Here is an 18,776-nt window from a genome sequence, read left to right as displayed (position 1 = left end):
GCTCCACCCGGCTTTCCCACACACGACCCCCTGGGCGCGCCGGGCGATGCCGCGCGCCCTTTCCCGGAGGTGGCCCAATGATCGATTCGAACGGCCGTGGCGTGCTGCGGCGCAAACCGGTGGACGACATCGACGATCCGCCGCAGTCGGTCGGCCTGAAACGAGTGATGGGCACCTGGCAGCTGACCGCGCTGAGCCTGGGCGGCCTGGTCGGCGCCGGGGTGTTCTCGCTCAGCGGCGTGGTCGCCAACGAGCTGGCCGGACCGGGCGTGCTGCTGTCGTTCCTGATCGCGGTGCTGGCCAGCGCGGCGGCGGCGCTGTGCTACGCGGAATTCACCAGTCTCATCCCGAAAGCGGGCTCCGCCTACACCTACGCGTACGCGGTGCTGGGCGAGCTGGCGGGCTGGCTGATCGGCTGGGACCTGCTGCTGGAGTACACCGCGATCGTCGCGGTGGTCGCCATCGGCGTCTCCGGGTACCTGTCCTACCTGGTCAACCAGCTCGGCCTGGACCTGCCCGCCTGGATGCTCGGCGCACCGGGAACCGGCGACGGGCACGTGGTCGACCTGTTCGCGATGGTGCTGTGCCTGCTGCTGGCCTGGCTGCTCAACCGAGGCGCGAAGTCCTCGGCTCGGGTGGAGACCGCGCTGGTGGTGATGAAGATCGTGCTGGTGCTGGTCGTCGTGGTGGCCGGGGCGTTCCACATCAACGCGGGCAACTACACGCCGTTCCTGCCCTACGGTCTCGGCGGCGCGATCACCGGCGCCGCCACCGCGTTCTTCGCTGTCTACGGCTACGACGCGATGAGCGCGGCAGCGGAGGAATCCGCCGACGCCCGCCGGTCGATGCCGCGGGCGATCATCTACTCGCTGGGCATCGCGACGGTGATCTACGTGCTGGTCTGCGTGGTGCTGCTGGGCATGCAGCACTACAGCCAGATCGACGTCCGCAGCCCGTTCTCCGGTGCACTGGCCTCGGTCGGACTGCCCGGTCTCGCGCTGATCGTCGCGGTCGGTGCGGTGTTCGGCATCGTGACCTCGATGTTCGCCAACATGCTCGCGGTCACCAGGGTGTGGTTCGCGATGAGCCGCGACGGGCTGTTGCCCGGCTGGTTCGCCAAGACCCACCCGGTGCGTCGCGTGCCGCACCGGGCGACCTGGGTGGTGGGTGTGGTGTCGGCGCTGATCGCCGGTCTGCTGCCGATCCGGGAAGCCGCCGAGCTGACCAACATCGGCATCCTGATCGCGTTCATCGTCGTGGCGGTGTCGGTGGTGGTCCTGCGCCGCCAGCGCCCCGATCTGCCCAGGGGATTCCGGTGTCCGTGGGTGCCGGTGGTGCCCGCCATCGGCGTGCTGTTCTCGCTGTGGCTGATCAGCCAGCTCGACTGGGTCACCTGGGCCCGCTTCGTCGGCTGGATGGTCGTGGGTCTGCTGGTGTACTCGTTCTACGGCTACCGGCGATCGGTGCTCGCGGACAAAGCGGTCGCGACCGAGGGCAAGTCGTTGCCAAACTGACCGGCATGACCGAAGTGCGTGCGGCGCACACCGCCGACCTGGACGACGCGACGTTGCAAGCCGCCCGGGCCCTGCTCTACGACGTGTTCGACGACATGACCGAGCACGACTGGGAACACTGCCTGGGCGGCGTCCACGCGCTGGCGTGGGACGACGGTGCCCTGATCGGCCACGGCGCGGTGGTCCAACGACGACTGCTGCACGCCGGGCGGGCACTGCGCACCGGCTACATCGAGGGGGTCGGCGTCCGCGCCGACCACCGCCGCCGAGGTGTCGGCGCGATGCTGATGGCCGAGCTGGAGCGCGTGGTGCGCGGCGCCTACGAACTGGGCGCGCTCGGCGCCAGCGAGGAGGGGATGGCGTTCTACGCGGCGCGCGGCTGGCAGCCGTGGCAGGGCCCGACCTCGATCCTCACCCCGACCGGCTTCCGGCGAACCGCTGACGAGGACGGCTACATCTTCGTCCTGCCGGTGACCGCGCCACTGGACCGGACCGCAGACCTGGCGACCTGCGACTGGCGCGACGGCGAGGTCTGGTAGGCGCGTTTCCCATTGGGCGAGCAGAAATCCTGACCGGTTTTTCCGGTCGAACGGGGCTGCCACCTGACCAAGTACGGGCACCTGACCACGTGCGGGGCCCGGTAGCCGGGCTAGGGGGCGAGCCCGGCTACCGGGAGGATCGGCGCGGTGGTCGGGGAGGGGTCGACGCGCCGATCCGGTTCTGGGGGTTACGCGGCTCGGGGCTCCTCGTCCGGTGTTGATCGGTGCAGGCGGTGGTGGCCGGTGCATTCGGCTTCGAGTTGGGACTCGACGTCGTCGATCAGCTGCCACACGTCGTGGGATTCCCCGCTTCCGCCGCCGTGCTGGTGGGGATTCGCGGTGGGGATGAGCAGCATCGCGAAGACCACGGCGTTGATCGCGATGAGCGTGCCCAGTTGCAGCCAGAACATCAGCAAGCCCTCCCGGCCTGTCATCGTCCGATGTGGATGGTCAGGTCAGCGCGACCGCTTGACGCATTTCTGCTCGCGCCCTCGCGCGCCCCGGCGGCTGGCCAGGTCGGATCGGGCTGGATTCGATGGCCTGTGGTGCGTTCGCTCGATCCGCACGCAGACCGCGCAACGCGGCCGGGTAGTGATCGGATGCCCGACGGCGGCCCACATCACCTCCGCGCCGCATTCGCCAGCCCCACCGGGCCGAAGCACGAAATGCGTGTCCAACACCCGCAATCCAGGCGAAGGCAACCACCGGGGCCACGTCTCCAACTCCAACACCTCCACGGTTCGCAACCTGTTCATTGGTTGCGTTGCCACCATGATGGTTGGTTGCCGGAGTGCACCACCAGTGATCTAATTGGGTGATCTGTTTGCGCTGATCAACCGATAGGATGTGGTGCATGGCCGCAACCGCAGGTACGCCGCGTGCCAGGGCGTTGTCGGCGGCTCTTCGCGAAGCCCGAATGGCCAGCGGTGTGGGTTCACGAGAACTGGCGAGACAACTGGAGCTCTCGCACACGCAGATCTCGCACTGGGAGAACGGCCATCGGGTGCCTAACGTTGAAACGGTCGCGATGATTCTGACCGTGCTTCGAGTTTCCCCGCGCGAGCGCGAGAGAATCCTAGATCTGTCGCGCAATGTTGCCGAACCGAACTGGCTCACGGTCGGAATGAACGGCATCCCGCAGCAGCTCGCAGGCGTTGTGGAGTGCGAACGTTCAGCCTCGTCGATCGTCGAGTGGTCGCCGATGGTAGTCCCGGGACTCCTCCAAACTTCCGACTACACCAGAGCGGTCAAGGAAGCCGCAGGGTTGTCGCAGACCGACATCGAGCTGCGAGTGATGCTCAACGTGAGTCGCCGCGAGGTTCTAACTCGGCGGAATCCGGTGAGTTTCCGTGCGCTCGTCGGGGTCGCGACTCTGCACGAGCCCATTGGGCCTGAGGGTGTTGTGCTGGATCAACTCAGGCATTTGGCGGAAATGGCCGAACGGCCCAACGTGGTGGTGCAGCTGATGCCGCTGCGCATTGGGTGGCACCCGGGGTGGGCCGGTCCGTTCGTCTTCTACGAGTTCCAGGACGCTTCGCCCGTCGTGCACTTCGAGCATCACAGTTCGGGTGCTTTCATCCCGACTGAGCACGATGTCGTGGAATATCAGAAGGCCGTGGCCTGGCTCAGCGAGATCGCGATGGATGAAGCCGACTCGCTTGACCTCATCGCAAAGACCATTTCGGAGATGGAGGAAAGATGAGCACCCACGCCTGGCTGAGGTCCAGCTACTCCAATGCGAACGGCAACTGCGTCGAGTTATCGAGCCCACGCGGTCTGATCCGGGATTCGAAGGATCCCGGCGGACCGGTGCTCGACGTCGATATCGCGAGGTTCTTGCGGGCTGTCAAGGATGGTCGTTTCGAGCGGTGAACCGTTTGTGTGATGGGTGAGGGGCACCCGTGACCGAGTAACTGGGTCACGGGTGCCCCTCACCCGGTCATCTTTGGGGTTATAGCCAGCCGTGGGTGTGGGCGGTGTTGGCTGCTTCGGTGCGGTTTCGGGCGCCGAGTTTGGCCATGGCCGTTGACAAGTAGTTGCGGACGGTGCCCTCGGCGAGGTGGAGGCGGGCGGCGATGTCGGCGTTGGTCGCGCCGGTGGCGACCTCGCGGAGTAGTTCCCGTTCTCGTTCGGTGAGCGGGTCGGCTTGATCCCACGCCGCCATCGCCAGTTCGGGAGCCACCACCCGCTCACCGGCGTGCACCCGGCGCAGGGCCGTCACCAGTTCCGCGATCGGCGCGTCCTTGAGCACGTAGCCCGCCACACCGGCTTCCATGGCGCGCCGGAGGTAGCCGCTGCGCGCGAAGGTGGTGACGATCAGCACCCGCACCGGATCGGCCCGCCGCCGCAGTTCCGCGGCGACATCGAGTCCGGTCCGCCCCGGCATTTCGATGTCGGTCAACAGGATGTCCGGCTGGTGCCGCTCGACTGCCGCCAGTGCCGCGTCCCCGTTTCCCGCGGTCGCCACCACGGTGACGTCCGGCTGCAGGTCAAGCAGAGCGGCGAAGGCACCCAGGACCATCGCCTGGTCCTCGGCGAGCACGACCCGGATCGGCTTCATCTACGTGGCCACCCGCAGGGGCACCGCGATGGTGACGGTCCTGCCAGCCGCGCCGGTGTGGTGCACCCGTCCGCCCAGGGCGGCGATCCGCTCGTGCATGCCGGTCAGGCCGTTTCCTTCCGCCGCCGCGCCGCCCACCCCGTCGTCGGCGATCACCAGCCGCAGCTCGCCGTCCCGGGCGTCGAGGCCGATGTGGCAGGTGCTCGCGTTGGCGTGCCGTGCGACGTTGGTGACGGCTTCGCGCAGCGCCAACGCCAGTTCGTGCTCGGTGGAACCCACGATCGCCAGTTTCGCATCCCGCCGCACGAGCACCTCCACTCCGAGACTCGACAACGCGGCGCGCGCCGACTCCAGTTCGGCGTCGAGGCTCGCCTGTCGCCAGCCGCTGACGGTGTCGCGGATCTCGGTGAGGGCCGTCCGTGCGGTGCCTTCGATCTCGGCGGCCTCCTCGCGCGCCCGCGCCGGATCCTGGTCGACGAGTTCACCGATTAGCTGCGCCCGCACGATGATGGCGGTCAGCGAGTGGCCGAGCAGGTCGTGCAGATCCCTGGCGATGCGTTCCCGTTCGGCCAGGGTGGCGAGGTGTTCGATGCGCGCGTTGTGGATCCGGAGGTCGGCGTCGGCGCGTTCCCGCTCGGCCCATTCGACCTGCAGCGTCCCGATCAGCCAGAGGAACAGCAGCGAGGGCACGATGCCGTACAACCGCCAGGGCATGGGCACGAAGGACAGCACCGAGAACAGGCTGAGCAGCAGGGACAGACCGATGAACCACCGCAGGGCGTTGCGCCGCGATTCGGAGACGCCCGCGAACGCCGCCGCGTACACGAACAGCACCGCCGCACCGGAGTTGAACGGGGTCACGGCCGCACCGAGCAGTGCCGTCGGCACGGTGCACCACCAGCGGGCCCGGGTGGGCCGCAGCCAAACGACCGCGTACATCGGGACGAAGACAACGACGACACCGGCGACCAGCAGCCAGTCCAGCCAGGTCGAGCCGGGATCGAAGACCGGACTCCACAACAGGTTCGCCAGGTAGACGAGGTGCACCCAGCGCGTGAAACGTCCCGTTCCCTTCATGATCGCGCATGGCGGTAGGACAGCGCGGCGAAGGCCGCTGCCAACGCGGTCATCCCGAGCAGCACGAGCAGGTGACCGACCGCGGCGCCGCCGTCCAGCTGCGCCAGCGCCAGCTGGGCCAGGTGGTAGGTCGGCAGGAACTGCGCGATGTGTCCGAAGAAGGCTGGCAGGATCGCCAGCGGCATCCACAGACCGGAAAGCACCGCCGATGGGAACAGGAACGCGTTGAGGACGGCTGTGGTCGCATTGGCCCCCAACTGGAAACCGACCGCCAGTCCCAGCAACGCGAATGGCAGGGCGCCGAGCAGCAGCACGATCCACACGCGCAGCAGCTCGGTCACCGAGGCGTCCAACGATCCGGTGAGCGCGGCGATCACGGACATGGCCAGCAGCACACCGGCCGCATAGGGCAGTGCGGCCACCACCTTCGCGGCCAGCGTCAGACCGATCGGGACCGCGGAGACCCGCTTCGCCCGCAGCCAGCCGCGTTCGCGGTCCGCCGCGACACCGATGCCGGGGTTGGTCAACGCGACCGACAGCACGCCGAAGGTGCCGAAGGTCGCCAGCATGCTGGTGCCCGCCGACATCGTTTCGGCCTGCTGGTTCCCGTACAGGGAAACGAAGAGTGCGAAGAAGGCGACCGGCATCAAGACGGCGAACAACAGCGCGGTCGGCTCCCGGACGATGGCCCGCAGCTCGTCGGCGACTTCGACGCGGAAAATCCTGATGTTCACGCGGCATTCCCCTCGGTCAGGCCGACAACGGCGTCCGCCAGGCCAGCGCCTTCGACGCGGAGGTCGGTCAGGTCCGAGTCCTCGGACAGCAGTACGCGCAGCAGCGTCTCAGGTGCGCGGGTGGCCAGCCGAACCCGGTCCCCGTCGCAACTGATCGATACGACACCCGGCAGCCGCTCCAGCCGGGCGCGGTCGAGCGTGGTCCTGGCGGTGACCGTGCGGTCGGGCAGCCGGGCCATCAGCGCTTCGGGGCGGTCGGCCGCCAGGATCCGGCCGTGATCCAGCACCACCACGCGATCGGCGACCACCGCGGCTTCCTCGATCAGGTGGGTGGTCACCAGCACGCCGGTGCCGCGGGCGCGGCGTTCGGCCAGCACCCGCCAGAACTGCCGTCGGCTCGGCACGTCGAGTCCGGCGGTGGGCTCGTCGAGCACGAGCAGAGCCGGACTGGTCACCAACGCCATGGCCAGCTGCAGGCGCTGCTTCTGCCCGCCAGACAGCTTGGCCGCCCTGCGCCCGGCGAGTTCGGTCAGGTCCAATTCCGCCATCAGCGGGCCCGCCGCCTGCCGGGGGACACCGCCGCGCACCGCGGCGCCGGTGACCAGTTCGGCCACCTTCAGGGTGTTGGGGAACCCGATCGACTGCTGCACGACGCCCAGGTGCCGCCGCGTCGCGGCGATCCTCGGATCGCCGCCGTGCACCCGGATCCAGCTCGCCTCCTGGGGTTGCAGCAGACCGATCACGAGGTTCACCAGGGTCGTCTTGCCCGCCCCGTTGGGGCCGAGCAGCGCCACGCACTCACCGGCGCCCACTTCGAGATCGACCCCGTCCAGGGCGCGCGTGCCGCCGTAGCTGTGCCGCGCTGCCCGCACTTCCAACACCGTCTCCATGACTGACCATGGTGCGCAGGTCGGGAAGGCGCGGGTAGTGAGGCCGAGTCACCGGCCGGAGATGACAAAAGTCAGCTGACCGAGCAATGCCCGAAGGGCACCTTCGACCGTGCGAATCGATCGAAGGTGCCCTTCGGGTGGAAACCGGTCTAGATCGGCTACCCGGTTCGCAGCGGCCGTGCGGGACTCGGCTGCTGGGGATGGCCGGGACGATTTCTCACGTCGTGGGATAGCGGTGGTATCCGGGGAAGTTCCCGTAGAGCTGCTCGCCCGGCGGGCCCTGGGTGACGGCGTGCACGAGGTGCTGGCCACCGACGAACGCGCCCTTCCACGACGCGCCCCGACCACCGAAGGGCTCCTCGCGGTCGCCGCGCGAGCGCGGCTTGTTGATGCCGACCTTGAACGCCTGCACGTGCTCGGCCAGCTGCTCGGCGAACGCGGCGTCATCGGATGCGATGCTGGCGACCAGCGCACCGTTGGAGGCGTTCATCTGCGCCAGCAGCTCCGCCTCGGTGTCGACCACGACGATCGTGTCCACCGGCCCGAACGGTTCCTCGTGCATCAGCCGACTCGCACCGGGTGGGGCGAGCAGCGTAACCGGCGCCGCGTAGGCGGAGATGTCCTGGCCGTCGAGGAACTGGCCGTGCTCGTGCTTGCCGTGGTACAGCGGCACCGCGCCGTGCCGCAGCGCCTCAGCGACCCGACCCTCCAACTCGGTGGCCTTGGCCGCCGAGATCAGCGGCCCGAAGTCCAGCGCGGGCAGCTCCTCGCCGTCGGCCACCGCCAGCGGGTGCCCGAACCGCACCGACTGCACCACCGGCAGGTAGGCGGCCAGGAACTGGTCGACCAGCTTGCGCTGCACCACGAACCGCGGGTACGCCGTGCACCGCTGCTTGCCGTATTCGAAGCCCTTGCGCAGGTGGGCGGCGAAGCCCTCCCAGTCGGAGAACTCCCACAGCCCCCAGGTGTTGAGGCCTTCCTGTTCGAGCATGTGCCGCTTGCCGGTGTCGACCAGCTGGGCGGCGATCTTGCCGCCGTTGGACCGCCCGCCGACGAACGCGACCGCACCGATTTCCGGGGCCTGCACCAGCGGATCCGACAGGCGTGAACCGTCGCCGGAAACGAGCGTGGCGGGCAGTCCGGCGCGGGCCATCAGCGCGTGCGCGACGGTCAGCGTCACCGCACCGCCCTGCGTCGGCGTCTTGGCGATGACCGCGTTGCCCGCGAGCAGCTGCACCAGTTCGGCGTGCACCAGCACGCTCATCGGGTAGTTCCAGCTCGCGATGTTGCTGACCGGGCCGGGTAGCGCCTGCCGCTTGTACGGCGCGCCCTCGACGTCGGCGGACAGCATCTGCTCGGCGTTCTCCAGGTACCACCGGACGCCGTCCAGGCAGCGGTCGACGTCCGCGCACGCCGCCTTCCGAGGCTTGCCGATCTCCCAGGCCAGCAGCAGCGCCAAGTCGTCGCGGACCTGCGACATCGCCTCCACCGCGGTCGCCACGGCGGTCTGGCGGTGTTCCAAGGTGGTCTGCGCCCAGGTCTGGTGCGCCCGAGCGGCGGCCTGCACGGCTCGGGTCGCGGTCCCGGCGTCGATCTTGGGCAGCTGGGAGAACACCGAACCGTCCACCGGGGTGATCTGCGGGGCAGGTTCGCCGACGGCCTGCCACCGGCCGTCGATCAGGTTGCGCGGATTGAGCCCGTCGAAAGCCTCCGGAGCCGCGGCGGCGGCCCGGGTGAGCACGGCGGCCGCCGTGCAGTGGTCAGGAACCCGGAGCGACATGCGCCCTCCTCGGAAATTGGGGTGGGTGATGGGTGCCGGGTGTCTAGAACGATGCCATGCGATACCGCCCGCCGTCTGCCCTCGGCGGACAGTTCGGTGCGATCCTCCGAATCGCCTGCGTTGGGGCCGTTTCGTGTTGCGCTATCCGCCGTATCGTGCTGGGCCGCCGATCGGGGCAGCTCTGATTCGTCCACTGTGGTGGGTCGAGAAGTTCGAAACCACCCGTATGGCGGCTGTTTTCGCGATTCCGTTGTGCCGCTTCATTGGTTACTGGCGGGTATTCGCCAAATCGTCCGGTATGCGGTCAAGACCTCTTTGAATGGTGACGTTTTCGCTCTCCGATCGGAGGAAGAATGCGTCACTTACGGCATTTCGCCGGTGCCGCTGCGGCGACCGCTCTGGCAACGACAGCTCTGGCAACCCCGGTGTTCGCCGAGTCGGCCGCCGAGAACTACGCGGCGTTGGGTGACTCCTACGCATCTGGGGTCGGCACTCGGGAGTACTTCGACGACAGCGGTGACTGCCTGCGCAGCCCGCGGGCCTACCCCCAGTTGTGGGTGGATTCGCACGACGTCGCGAGCTTCGCGTTCGTGGCCTGTTCGGGCGCCGTCACCGACGACGTGAACGCCAACCAACTCGACCAGCTGGGCGCCGACACCACGCTGGTCACCATCTCGATCGGCGGCAACGACATCGGGTTCGCCGATGTCATCCAGCGCTGCCTGCTCGGCACCGATTCGACGTGCGACTCGGCGGTCGACGAGGCCAGCGCGAAGGCCCAAGACGAGTTGCCGGGCAAGCTCGACACCACCTACGCCAACATCCGCCAGGCCGCGCCCAACGCCGAGGTCGTGGTGATCGGGTACCCACGGCTCAACGAGCTCGGCGACTGCGGCATCCCCGGCTTCACCGACGCCAAGCGGCAGCGGCTAAACGAGGGCGCCGACGAACTGGCCGGGGTGATCTCCGATCGCGCGGGTGCCGCCGGGTTCACCTACGCCGACACCCGCGACGCATTCGCCGGGCACGGCGTGTGCAGCTCCGACGAGTGGATCAACGGTCCGAGCAACCCGCTGGTGGAGTCCTTCCACCCGGACATCGACGGGCACGCCCAGGCGTACCTGCCGACGCTCAACGCCGTCACGGGCTGACGCCCGGGTGGGCGAGGCGCGCGGCCCGGATGATCGCGTTGATCCGCCGGGCGTGCGCGCCTCGCCAGTACACCTGCGCGCAATCGCGGCAGCGCGCGTATTCGTCGTAGTTGCGGCGGGTTCCCGACTCGATCTCGTCCAGGACGTCCTGCTTGCGCACCGCATCGAGCGGGCCGTTGCACGAAGTGCAGCGGGTCCACGGCGCCAGCGGCGGGGCGAACCGCTCGATGACGTCCGCCAACTGCCGCGCCGGATCGGCGCCCCGCACGTAGCCACCGGCCCACAGCGCCCGGCGCCGGAGCAGACCCCGGTCCTGGGTGAGCAGCACCCGCTGCTCGCGCTCGGCCTGCGCGATCAGCTCGTCGTCGGCGGCGTCGTTGCGGTAGGCGGTGTCGACGCCCAGCAGCCGCAGTCGCCGGGCCAGCTTGCCGAGGTGCACGTCCAGCACGAACCGCGACGGCCCCGGCTGCGGACGGCTGACCGGGCCGATCTCGATGGTCGCGCCGGGGCGGGGCTGCTGCGCGGGCGTCGCGGGAACGCCGTCGACCAGCAGCGGGCCGACTTCGGTCAGCGGCACGCCGAGCGATTCGGCGAGGTGCCCCAGTGTGGCCGTGCCGTCGTAGGGCAGCGCGAACTGTTCGACCCGGCGCTGTGGCGCGGCGAAGAACCACAGGTCCGGGTCGAGGCGCACCAGCACCCTCGAAGCCGTCATCCCCCCATGGTGACCCCGGCGGTCCGGGACGCTAGTCCAACCGGACCGGCAGGGATTCGAGTCCGTAGACGATCGAGGCCTTCCGGAAGGCGAGGTCTTCCGGCGGGATCGCGAGGCGGATCTCCGGAAACCGGCGCACCAGCGCGGGATAGGCCTCGCGGAGCTCCATCCGAGCCAGTTCGGCACCGATGCAGCGGTGGATCCCATGCCCGAAGGCCAGGTGCGACGGGGCGCTGCGGGCCAGGTCCAGCAGGTCGGTGCCCGGCCCGAACGAGTCGTCCCGGTTCGCGCCGCTCAACGAGCACACCACGATGTCGCCACGCGAAATCCTGGTGCCCGCGATTTCCACGTCGGCGCGGGCGAACCGCGGGAAGGCCACCTGGACGACGGTGAGGTAGCGCAGCAATTCGTCGACGAAGCCGGGCACGGCCGCATCGTCGTCGCGGATCAGCGCAAGCAGATCCGGGTCCTGCAGCAACGTGAGCGCACCCAGCGCGAGCATGCTCGCCGTGGTCTCGAACCCGCCGGTGAGGATCCCGTCGGCGAGCTCGGCCAGCTCCCGATCGCTGACCTCGTCGCCGTGCTCCTTGATGAGCGCGCCCAACAGGCCATCGCCAGGACAGTCGCGCTGCTGCTCGACGACCCGGTGCAGGTACGCCATCGACTGCGACATCGCGCCAAGCGACGCGCCGAACCCGCTGAACAGGTCGAATCGGGTCACGCTCAGCTGTTGGAACGCCGCGCGCTCCGCGTAGGGAACGCCCAGCAGCTCGCAGATCACCAGCGACGGGACGGGCATCGCGAACTCGCGCACCAGATCGACCGGCTGCCGGGCTTCGGCCATCGCGTCCAGCCGCTGGCCCACGATGGCTTCGATCTCCGGTGCCAACCGCGCCAGCCTGCGCATGGTGAACTCCGGGGTCAGCAGGCGGCGCAACCGGGTGTGCGCGGGCGGGTCGGTGAATCCGAGACCACCGGGGTTGTCCTCGGTGGTGATGCCGATCCGGCCAACGAGGTGGGTGAAGTCGTTGCTGAACCTATCGGCGTCGCCGAGCACCGCCTTGGCCTCGCGATAACCGGTGACCAGCCAGACGTTCGCCCCGAACGGCACCGGGAGCTTGCTGATCGGTGACCGTTCGCGGGAGCGCCCCAATTCGGGCACCGGGTGCAGACCGTTGCGCTGCAACGGCATCAGCGCGGCAGTCGGCAACATCGACGCGGGGCCGAGGCCCTTTTGCTGCATCCGGGTGAGGTATCGGCGCGCGAACCAGGAGGTGATCCGGGACCGAAGATTCTGCACCAGCAAGACCCCCAACAGGCTGCACGTTCCGTCTTAGGCGGAGGTGGCGATATCCGTCCCAGGCGGGCGAAATCGCTCGACCACTCTACGCGAGAGCGCAGTCCTGCCGACCTCGGCCGAGGCAGCGCGGTAACGAAGATCACCGAATGGCGGGTCCGGGAATTCCCAGGTCGATCAGCTGATCTTCGCCCCGGGGGTGGCTGCCAGGTGCCGGTCGAGTTGGTCGCTGAGGCTTTCCGGCATGCTCGGCGCGGGCGGCCGGACCCCGGATTCGCGCAGCAGGCCCCGACGGCGCAGCGCTTCCTTGCGGATCGCCAGTCCGATCCGGGCCTGCGCCTCGAAGTTCACCAGCGGCAGGTATGGCGAGTACGCCTCGCGGGCCGCGTCGTACCCACCCCGCTGCCAAGCCGCGACGCAGGCGACCAGGCCTTCGGGCACCGAGAAACCGGTCATCGCGCCAGCGGATCCCGCCGCCAGCTCGTCGAGCAGCCCGATTCCGCCGAGACCGCCGAACACCGGCACGTCCGTGGCAGTGGTCAACGTCGCGATCGCGGGCGGGGTCGGTGGCGCCTCCGCCTTCACCGCCACCACGGCCGCGACCTCGCGCACCGCCGAGGCGAGACTCGCCGCGCTGATCGACACGCCCGTGACCAGCGGGTAGTCCTGGACCACCAGACCGGCCCCGGTCGCCGCGTGGGCCGCGCCGAGGTGCGCCGCGAGCTGCTTCGGGTCGGGTGTGTTGACCTGGACCATCGCACCCGCCAGCCGGTCGCCGACCACGTCGGTCGCCAACTCGATCTCCTCGATCACCGGTGCCAGCGAGGTGCTGGACGCGCCCACCACGATCGGCAGATCGGCCGCGCCGACGGCGATCTCCAGCACCGCGCGCCGCTCGGCGGTCGACAGCCGGACCGCTTCGCCGAAGACCCCGAGCACGGTCAGCCCGGTGACGCCGATCCGCTGGTAGTGCTCGACCAATCCGGCCAGACCGGCCTCGTCGACGTCCAATGTGGATCCGGTGAACGGGGTGGCGACCACGCCCCACACCCCAGGTGCAAGCGGATTCGTTGCCATGTCCTGCCTTTCACTCACCCAGGCGGCGGACGCCACGCACCGGCGATCCTAGACACGTCGTGTCCGAGGTCGTCAAGGACAACGGCGCCAACCTCACACGGTAGACGGCAGCGTGGACCCGGCGCTGCGGACCGACGGATCAATTCCGCCCGCTGGCAACCGATTCGCAGACGCTCCACCTCCAGCTGCACCCCGAGCTGGGGACGAGGTGAGGGGCACCCGTGACCAACTTACTTGGTCACGGGTGCCCCTCACCCCTCACCCAAACGGGGTCGTGAGTGGGTTTGGTGGGTGTGGCGACCATTTTCGTTCACGGTGGTTGGTGTGCTGGTGGGCTGAACCACCAGGTGAGCAGTGGTCCGGTTATCGCCAGGATCAGGACGTAGGCGGTGGCCAGCGGGCCGAGGGGTCCACCGGGGACGGCGGCCAGGCCGACGATGACGATCGAGAACTCGCCGCGCACCACCAGCACGCTGCCCGCGCGCAGCCGACCGCGCCGTCCGGCGCCGCTGCGGGCCGCCGCGTACCAGCCGGTGCCGATCTTGGTCAGCGCCGACACCACGGCCAGCGCGATGGCCAGCGGTAGCAGCGGCAGCAACGAGGCCGGTGCCACCGAAATGCCGATGGCGAGGAAGAACGCGGCGGCGAACAGGTCGCGCAGCGGCGCCACCAGCGAACGCACCCGGTCGGCCAGCGGGCCGGTCAACGCCAGGCCCACCAGGAACGCCCCGACCGCGGCGGAAGTACCGGCCAGCTCGGCGATCGCGGCGACCACCAGCGCCAACCCGACGATCCGCAGCAGCAGCTGCTCGGTGTCGCGATCGTCGACCAGGTGCCCGACGCGATGCCCCCAGCGCCGCGACGCGCCCAGGGCCAGCAGCAGCACCCCAACCGCGACAGCGACGCTGGCCAGACCGTGCAGCACCGTCCCGCCGGTGGCCAGCACCGCCAGGATCGGCAGGTACACCGCCATCGAGAAGTCCTCCAGCAGCAGGATCGACAGCACCGCCGGGGTTTCCCGGTTGCCGAGCCGGTGCAGGTCGTCCAGCAGCCGGGACACGATCGTGGACGACGACACCCAGGTCACCCCGGCCATCGCCACCACACCGGTGACGTCCAACCCGAGCAGCCAGCCCGCCAGTGCGCCCGGCGCGGCGTTGACCACCATGTCCACCAGGCCGGACGGGACGTGCCGCCGCAGCGTCACGGTGAACTCCTCGATGGAGAACTCCAGACCTAGGGTCAGCAGCAGGAGCACCACCCCGATCGACGCGCCGATCTCCACGAAGTCCCGGGCCGCGGGCAGCGGCGCGATGCCGCCCTCGCCGACCGCCAGCCCCACCAGCAGGTACAGCGGGATCGGGGACACCCCGAAGCGCCGGGTCACCGTGCCGACCGCGCCGAGCACGATCAGCACGATCCCGAGTTCGAGCAGGAGCGCGATCGAGGTGTGCACGGTTCATCCCGCCAGGATGTGTTCCACCCCGGTAATGCCCTGTTGCGTGCCGATCACCACCAGGATGTCCCCGGCCTGCAACAGCTGGCTCGGCGCGGGGGAGGCGATGACGTCCTCGCTGCGCACGATCGCCACGATCGATGCGCCGGTGCGGGTGCGCGCGCGGGTTTCGCCGAGCGTGCGTCCAGCGAACGCCGATCCCGCGGTGACCTCCACCTGCCCCGCGTTGAGGCCCGGCACCTCGCGGGTCAGATCGGCGAAGCGCTCGGCGATGCGCGGTGCGCCGAGGATCTCGGTGACCGCGTCGGCCTCGTCGGCGCTGAGCCGGAACAGCACCCGGACCTCGTCTGGATCGTCGCCGGGGTAGGCGACGAACTCGAAGTCGCCCCGGCGAAGAGCCACCACCCCGATGCGCTGGCCGTCGGTCGTGGTGAACTCGTAGCGCAGGCCGACCCCCGGGAGCAACACTTCGGTGACGTCCATGCGCTCATCATCGCGCCGCGACGACGCCCCTGCCGGACAGCGGAACCGCACGTCAGCGCGCCGCGGCGGGTGCGCCGAGGATCACCAGCCGCCAGGCGTCGGCGCGCCGCCGCGCTCAGGCGGCAGTGCTGCACGGGGATCAACCTTCGAAGAGCCGCTGCCCCCAGTAGGCGCCGGAGTCGACCCCGGGCGGGCAGGCGAAGATGGCCGACCCGGTGTGCTCCAGGTACTCCATCATCGAGTCCTGTTTGGACAGCGTGCGCTGCACGGGCACGAACTGGGTGCGCGGATCGCGGTTGAAGCACACGAAGAACAGCCCGGCGTCCAGCCGCCCGAGGCCGTCGGAACCGTCGGTGAAGTTGTAGCCGCGCCGCAGCAGCCGCGCACCGCCGTGCGCGGCGGGCGCGGCGAGCCGGATGTGCGCGTCGTCGGCGATCCGCGCTTCGCCATCCGGTCCGCGGGCCTGCAGGTCGACCGGGTCGAACTCGTCGGCCGCACCGAGCGGAGCTCCGCTGCCCTTGGCGCGGCCGACGATGGCTTCCTGCTCGCCCAGCGACGTGCGGTCCCAGGTCTCGACGTGCATCCGGATGCGCCGCGCCACCAGGTAGCTGCCGCCGGACATCCACCGCGGACCGTCGGTCGGCTGCGCCCAGACGTGCTCCTCCAGCTCTGCGGTGTCCTCGGCCTTGAGGTTGTTCGTGCCGTCCTTGAAACCGAAGAGGTTGCGCGGCGTGCTCTGGGCTCGCGAGGTGGCCGAGGTCCGGCCGAACCCGAGCTGCGACCAGCGCACCGCGACCTTGCCGAAGCCGATGCGCGCCAGGTTGCGGACCGCGTGCACCGCCACCTGCGGATCGTTGGCGCAGGCCTGCACGCACAGGTCGCCGCCGCTGCGCGCCGGGTCGAGGTTGTCGGCGGGGAAGTGCGGCAGGTCGATCAGCGCGGGTGGCCGCCGGTCGCCGAGGCCGAAGCGCCCGTCGAAGAGCGTCGGACCGAAGCCGATGGTCAGCGTCAGCGCGGACGCGGGCAGGTCCAGCGCCTCCCCGGTGTCACCGGGCGGCTCCTCGGCGCGTCCGCCGATCGCGCCGTGGTCGACGGCCTCCAGCCCGGCGGTCATCCGCTCGGCGGCCTGGGTCCAGTCGCGCAGCAGGGCGACGAGTTCGGCGCGGTCGGTCGTGGTCACGTCGAAGGCCACGAAGTGCATCCGGTCCTGCGCCGGTGTGGTGATGCCCGCTTGGTGCGGCCCGCGGAACGGCACCGTCGCCGCGGCCTCGTCGGGGCGGCTGGCGGCGAGATAGCCCGCCCCGGCTCCGGCGCCCGCGAGCGCGACACCGGCGCCGGTCAGGCCGAACAGTCGACGCCGGGACACACCGGTCATCGCGCGACCGCACCCGCCGTCTTGCTCAGCGGCTCGCCGAGCGCGTCCACCGCCGCCGCCAGTTCCCGGACCTGCTCGGGGCTCAGCTCGGTGTAGAGCCGGAAGCCGTCGTCGATCTGGTAGCGCGCCAGCAGCGCGTCGACCGCGGCGAACTTCTCGTCCAGGGTGCCAAGCAGCTGCGGGTCCTTCGCGGTCAGCACCGGTCGCAGCGCGCTGATCACCTGCTTGGCGCCGTCCACATTGGCCCGGAAGTCCCACAGGTCGGTGTGCGAGAAGGTCTCCTCCTCGCCGGTGACCTTGCTGGTGGCGACCTCGTCGAGCAGTTCCTTGGCGCCGTTCGCGATGCCCGCCGGGGTCAGCTCGACGTTGCCGGTCTGCGCCACGAGCTGGTCGGCGTCGGCGACCAGTTGATCGGCGACCGCGGCGGTGTCCGGCTGCGAGCCGGAGACCCAGAGGTCCTTCTCCAGCCGGTGGAAGCCGGTGAACGCCTGGCCGGGCTCCAGGTCCGCCTCCCGGCCGTCCATCTTCGGATCCAGGTCGCCGAAGCTCTCCGCGACCGGCTCGATGCGCTCCCACGGCAGCCGGGCCGCGGCGTACAACTGCTTGGCGAGCGCCACGTCACCGGTTTTGACGGCCTCGGTGAACCGCGCGATGCCCGCCTTGAGCTCGGCGGCCTGCTGGTCGACGTACTGCTTGTAGTCGGTGACCGCCTGCGCGGCGGCACCTTCCTGGGCGGCGGCGGAACCGGTGACGGTGAATTCGCCGCGAATGCCGTCGCCCTGCATGCCGGGCTTGCATGCCGTGGTGTACTTGCCGCCCTGCGGCACCTCGACGACCAGCTGCCGCGTCAGGCCCGGGCCGATGTTCTCGACCTCGCTGACCACCCGGTCGCCGTCGCCGAGGAGGTAGAACTCGGTGACCTCGTTGCCGGTGTTGGTGATGTCGAAGTGGATAGTCCCGGCCGGTGCGGAGGCCGCCGACAGCGCGCATGCGTTGTCCCCGGCCTGCACGGTGATCGCCCCGGGTGCGTCAGCGGCCTTTCCGGCGCAGCCCGCGAGCAGGAGGGTGCACAGCGCGGGAACCAGGGCGCGGGCGTTGATGGTCACTTGGCTTCTCCGGTGCGGATGCTGGCGGGCCGGGTGGCGCCGCGGTGCGGACGAAGGAACAGCGGGAGCACGATCACGACGTAGCCGACCCAGATGACGGCTTCGAGCACGGTGGTCTGCGGCGAGAAGTTGAAGATCCCCTTGAGCAGCGCGCCGTACCAGGACGTTGGCGGCACGTAGGCGCTGACGTCGAAGGCGAGGGTGTTCAAGCCGGGCAGCACCGAGGCTTCCTGCAGGTCGTGCACCCCGTAGGCGAAGACTCCGGCGGCGACGAAGACGAGCAGCACACCGGTGGCGGTGAAGAACTTCGACAGGTTGATCCGGACCGCCCCGACGTAGAGCAGTGCGCCGAGCACGATCGACAAGGCGATGCCGATCAGGAAGCCGAGCAGCGGCAGGGCGGTGCCGCCACCGGCGGACTGCACGCTGGAGAAGAAGAACACCGCGGTTTCCATGCCTTCCCGCCCGACCGCCAGGAACGCCACGGTGGCCACCGCGACCGGCCCCAGCCGCAGTGCTTCGTCGAGCTGGCCGCGCAGTTGGGCGGCCAGGGTGCGGCCCGCCCGGCGCATCCAGAAGATCATGCCGGTGACGAAGCAGACCGCGATGATCGAGGCGGTCCCGCCGAAGGCCTCCTGGGCTTCGAAGCTCAGCGTCGCCGCGGTGTAGGTCAGCAGTGCGCCCACGGCCACCGACAGCGCCACCGCGACGGCCACCCCGCCCCAGACCAGCGGCAGTGCTCGGCGGCGTTCGGTGCGGACCAGGAATGCGACCAGAATGCTGACCACGAGAACGGCCTCCAGGCCTTCGCGCAGGCCGATCAACGCATTACTGAATAGCATCCGCGTTTCCTTTTCTCGCAGCTGTCGAGCGATCGAAACCTAGGTAAGCCTCACCTTTGTGTCAAGCAAGTGTGAATACCACTTCACTGGTCCGCGACTTTTGTTGCCTGGTCCATTTGTCCTGCTTGATCGAGGTATGACTGAAATGCGCGAACAATCGCGCAGATGTTTTTCGTGCCGTTT

Annotated in this window: 19 protein-coding genes; 5 read left to right on the top strand and 14 right to left on the bottom strand. The window is 69.6% G+C overall.

Translation table 11 applies throughout. The features are described 5' to 3' along the window. Window positions 1-77 precede the first annotated feature (77 nt). Together ACTWQN_RS37400 and ACTWQN_RS37395 are read left to right on the top strand one after the other, a co-directional pair. Window positions 78-1,514, top strand: coding sequence for an amino acid permease (locus ACTWQN_RS37400; protein WP_443208412.1), 1,437 nt, complete (start codon window positions 78-80; stop codon window positions 1,512-1,514). A 5-nt stretch (window positions 1,515-1,519) separates the two neighbouring features. After that, window positions 1,520-2,053 (top strand): GNAT family N-acetyltransferase, encoded by a 534-nt coding sequence (locus ACTWQN_RS37395; protein WP_443208411.1) that lies wholly within the window; start codon window positions 1,520-1,522, stop codon window positions 2,051-2,053. 188 nt (window positions 2,054-2,241) lie between these two features. Here ACTWQN_RS37395 and ACTWQN_RS37390 read toward each other — a convergent pair whose 3' ends face one another. Then, window positions 2,242-2,487, bottom strand: a complete 246-nt coding sequence (locus ACTWQN_RS37390; protein ID WP_443208410.1) for a hypothetical protein — start codon at window positions 2,485-2,487, stop codon at window positions 2,242-2,244. A 419-nt stretch (window positions 2,488-2,906) separates the two neighbouring features. Here ACTWQN_RS37390 and ACTWQN_RS37385 point away from each other — a divergent pair, with 419 nt between their 5' ends. After that, on the top strand, window positions 2,907-3,755 hold the full coding sequence (locus tag ACTWQN_RS37385; RefSeq protein ID WP_443208409.1) for a helix-turn-helix domain-containing protein: 849 nt from the start codon (window positions 2,907-2,909) through the stop codon (window positions 3,753-3,755). Further along, window positions 3,752-3,925 carry a DUF397 domain-containing protein gene (locus ACTWQN_RS37380; RefSeq protein WP_443208408.1) on the top strand — a complete coding sequence of 58 codons (174 nt, stop codon included), beginning with the start codon at window positions 3,752-3,754 and terminating at the stop codon, window positions 3,923-3,925. Before ACTWQN_RS37385 ends, ACTWQN_RS37380 begins: the two co-directional genes overlap by 4 nt. Window positions 3,926-4,004: 79 nt before the next feature. Here the strand turns inward: ACTWQN_RS37380 and ACTWQN_RS37375 are convergent, their stop codons facing one another. The 5 genes from ACTWQN_RS37375 to ACTWQN_RS37355 form a co-directional block, all read right to left on the bottom strand. Beyond that, complete coding sequence (locus ACTWQN_RS37375) at window positions 4,005-4,613, bottom strand: response regulator transcription factor (RefSeq protein WP_443208407.1); 609 nt, start codon at window positions 4,611-4,613, stop codon at window positions 4,005-4,007. Further along, complete coding sequence (locus tag ACTWQN_RS37370) at window positions 4,614-5,690, bottom strand: sensor histidine kinase (protein WP_443208406.1); 1,077 nt, start codon at window positions 5,688-5,690, stop codon at window positions 4,614-4,616. Continuing rightward, window positions 5,687-6,424, bottom strand: a complete 738-nt coding sequence (locus tag ACTWQN_RS37365; RefSeq protein ID WP_443208405.1) for an ABC transporter permease — start codon at window positions 6,422-6,424, stop codon at window positions 5,687-5,689. Before ACTWQN_RS37365 ends, ACTWQN_RS37370 begins: the two co-directional genes overlap by 4 nt. Next, a complete protein-coding gene (locus tag ACTWQN_RS37360; RefSeq protein WP_443208404.1) occupies window positions 6,421-7,314 on the bottom strand; it encodes an ABC transporter ATP-binding protein in 894 nt (297 codons plus the stop codon). The genes ACTWQN_RS37365 and ACTWQN_RS37360 overlap by 4 nt, the downstream gene beginning before the upstream one ends. A gap of 217 nt (window positions 7,315-7,531) precedes the next feature. Further along, window positions 7,532-9,094 carry an aldehyde dehydrogenase family protein gene (locus tag ACTWQN_RS37355; RefSeq protein ID WP_443208403.1) on the bottom strand — a complete coding sequence of 521 codons (1,563 nt, stop codon included), beginning with the start codon at window positions 9,092-9,094 and terminating at the stop codon, window positions 7,532-7,534. Between the two features lie 353 nt (window positions 9,095-9,447). On the opposite strand from ACTWQN_RS37355, the gene ACTWQN_RS37350 reads away from it, so the two are divergent. Next, complete coding sequence (locus ACTWQN_RS37350) at window positions 9,448-10,245, top strand: SGNH/GDSL hydrolase family protein (RefSeq protein ID WP_443208402.1); 798 nt, start codon at window positions 9,448-9,450, stop codon at window positions 10,243-10,245. Here ACTWQN_RS37350 and ACTWQN_RS37345 read toward each other — a convergent pair. The 8 genes from ACTWQN_RS37345 to efeU all read right to left on the bottom strand — a co-directional run bounded on the left by ACTWQN_RS37345 (window position 10,235) and on the right by efeU (window position 18,593). Beyond that, window positions 10,235-10,957 carry a Mut7-C RNAse domain-containing protein gene (locus ACTWQN_RS37345; RefSeq protein WP_443208401.1) on the bottom strand — a complete coding sequence of 241 codons (723 nt, stop codon included), beginning with the start codon at window positions 10,955-10,957 and terminating at the stop codon, window positions 10,235-10,237. The genes ACTWQN_RS37350 and ACTWQN_RS37345 overlap by 11 nt on opposite strands. Before the next feature lie 31 nt (window positions 10,958-10,988). Continuing rightward, window positions 10,989-12,200: a cytochrome P450 gene (locus ACTWQN_RS37340; protein ID WP_443208413.1), complete on the bottom strand. Its 1,212-nt coding sequence runs from the start codon at window positions 12,198-12,200 to the stop codon at window positions 10,989-10,991. A 231-nt stretch (window positions 12,201-12,431) separates the two neighbouring features. Beyond that, window positions 12,432-13,295 (bottom strand): dihydrodipicolinate synthase family protein, encoded by an 864-nt coding sequence (locus tag ACTWQN_RS37335; RefSeq protein ID WP_443208400.1) that lies wholly within the window; start codon window positions 13,293-13,295, stop codon window positions 12,432-12,434. 346 nt (window positions 13,296-13,641) lie between these two features. Continuing rightward, window positions 13,642-14,787, bottom strand: a complete 1,146-nt coding sequence (locus ACTWQN_RS37330) for a cation:proton antiporter (RefSeq protein WP_443208399.1) — start codon at window positions 14,785-14,787, stop codon at window positions 13,642-13,644. 3 nt (window positions 14,788-14,790) lie between these two features. Further along, complete coding sequence (locus ACTWQN_RS37325) at window positions 14,791-15,270, bottom strand: cation:proton antiporter regulatory subunit (protein ID WP_443208398.1); 480 nt, start codon at window positions 15,268-15,270, stop codon at window positions 14,791-14,793. A gap of 139 nt (window positions 15,271-15,409) precedes the next feature. Next, window positions 15,410-16,645 (bottom strand): iron uptake transporter deferrochelatase/peroxidase subunit, encoded by a 1,236-nt coding sequence (gene efeB, locus ACTWQN_RS37320; RefSeq protein ID WP_443208397.1) that lies wholly within the window; start codon window positions 16,643-16,645, stop codon window positions 15,410-15,412. Then, on the bottom strand, window positions 16,642-17,751 hold the full coding sequence (gene efeO / locus ACTWQN_RS37315) for an iron uptake system protein EfeO (RefSeq protein ID WP_443208396.1): 1,110 nt from the start codon (window positions 17,749-17,751) through the stop codon (window positions 16,642-16,644). The genes efeB and efeO overlap by 4 nt, the downstream gene beginning before the upstream one ends. After that, window positions 17,748-18,593, bottom strand: coding sequence for an iron uptake transporter permease EfeU (gene efeU / locus ACTWQN_RS37310; RefSeq protein WP_443208395.1), 846 nt, complete (start codon window positions 18,591-18,593; stop codon window positions 17,748-17,750). Before efeU ends, efeO begins: the two co-directional genes overlap by 4 nt. Window positions 18,594-18,776: the final 183 nt, after the last annotated feature.

This window comes from Saccharopolyspora antiqui (assembly GCF_052246905.1).
In the GTDB taxonomy this organism is placed as follows: domain Bacteria; phylum Actinomycetota; class Actinomycetes; order Mycobacteriales; family Pseudonocardiaceae; genus Saccharopolyspora.
Note: the sequence above shows the minus strand (reverse complement) of the source record. Positions and strands in the feature narration are given on the sequence as shown.

Excerpts from the sequence above, each read along its gene's own strand:
- ACTWQN_RS37400 (WP_443208412.1), top strand. The coding sequence starts at position 78 with ATGATCGATTCGAACGGCCGTGGCGTGCTGCGGCGCAAACCGGTGGAC.
- ACTWQN_RS37395 (WP_443208411.1), top strand. The coding sequence starts at position 1,520 with ATGACCGAAGTGCGTGCGGCGCACACCGCCGACCTGGACGACGCGACG.
- ACTWQN_RS37390 (WP_443208410.1), bottom strand. The coding sequence starts at position 2,487 with ATGACAGGCCGGGAGGGCTTGCTGATGTTCTGGCTGCAACTGGGCACG.
- ACTWQN_RS37385 (WP_443208409.1), top strand. The coding sequence starts at position 2,907 with ATGGCCGCAACCGCAGGTACGCCGCGTGCCAGGGCGTTGTCGGCGGCT.
- ACTWQN_RS37380 (WP_443208408.1), top strand. The coding sequence starts at position 3,752 with ATGAGCACCCACGCCTGGCTGAGGTCCAGCTACTCCAATGCGAACGGC.
- ACTWQN_RS37375 (WP_443208407.1), bottom strand. The coding sequence starts at position 4,613 with ATGAAGCCGATCCGGGTCGTGCTCGCCGAGGACCAGGCGATGGTCCTG.
- ACTWQN_RS37370 (WP_443208406.1), bottom strand. The coding sequence starts at position 5,690 with ATGAAGGGAACGGGACGTTTCACGCGCTGGGTGCACCTCGTCTACCTG.
- ACTWQN_RS37360 (WP_443208404.1), bottom strand. The coding sequence starts at position 7,314 with ATGGAGACGGTGTTGGAAGTGCGGGCAGCGCGGCACAGCTACGGCGGC.
- ACTWQN_RS37355 (WP_443208403.1), bottom strand. The coding sequence starts at position 9,094 with ATGTCGCTCCGGGTTCCTGACCACTGCACGGCGGCCGCCGTGCTCACC.
- ACTWQN_RS37350 (WP_443208402.1), top strand. The coding sequence starts at position 9,448 with ATGCGTCACTTACGGCATTTCGCCGGTGCCGCTGCGGCGACCGCTCTG.
- ACTWQN_RS37345 (WP_443208401.1), bottom strand. The coding sequence starts at position 10,957 with ATGACGGCTTCGAGGGTGCTGGTGCGCCTCGACCCGGACCTGTGGTTC.
- ACTWQN_RS37340 (WP_443208413.1), bottom strand. The coding sequence starts at position 12,200 with ATGCAGCAAAAGGGCCTCGGCCCCGCGTCGATGTTGCCGACTGCCGCG.
- ACTWQN_RS37325 (WP_443208398.1), bottom strand. The coding sequence starts at position 15,270 with ATGGACGTCACCGAAGTGTTGCTCCCGGGGGTCGGCCTGCGCTACGAG.
- efeB (WP_443208397.1), bottom strand. The coding sequence starts at position 16,645 with ATGACCGGTGTGTCCCGGCGTCGACTGTTCGGCCTGACCGGCGCCGGT.
- efeU (WP_443208395.1), bottom strand. The coding sequence starts at position 18,593 with ATGCTATTCAGTAATGCGTTGATCGGCCTGCGCGAAGGCCTGGAGGCC.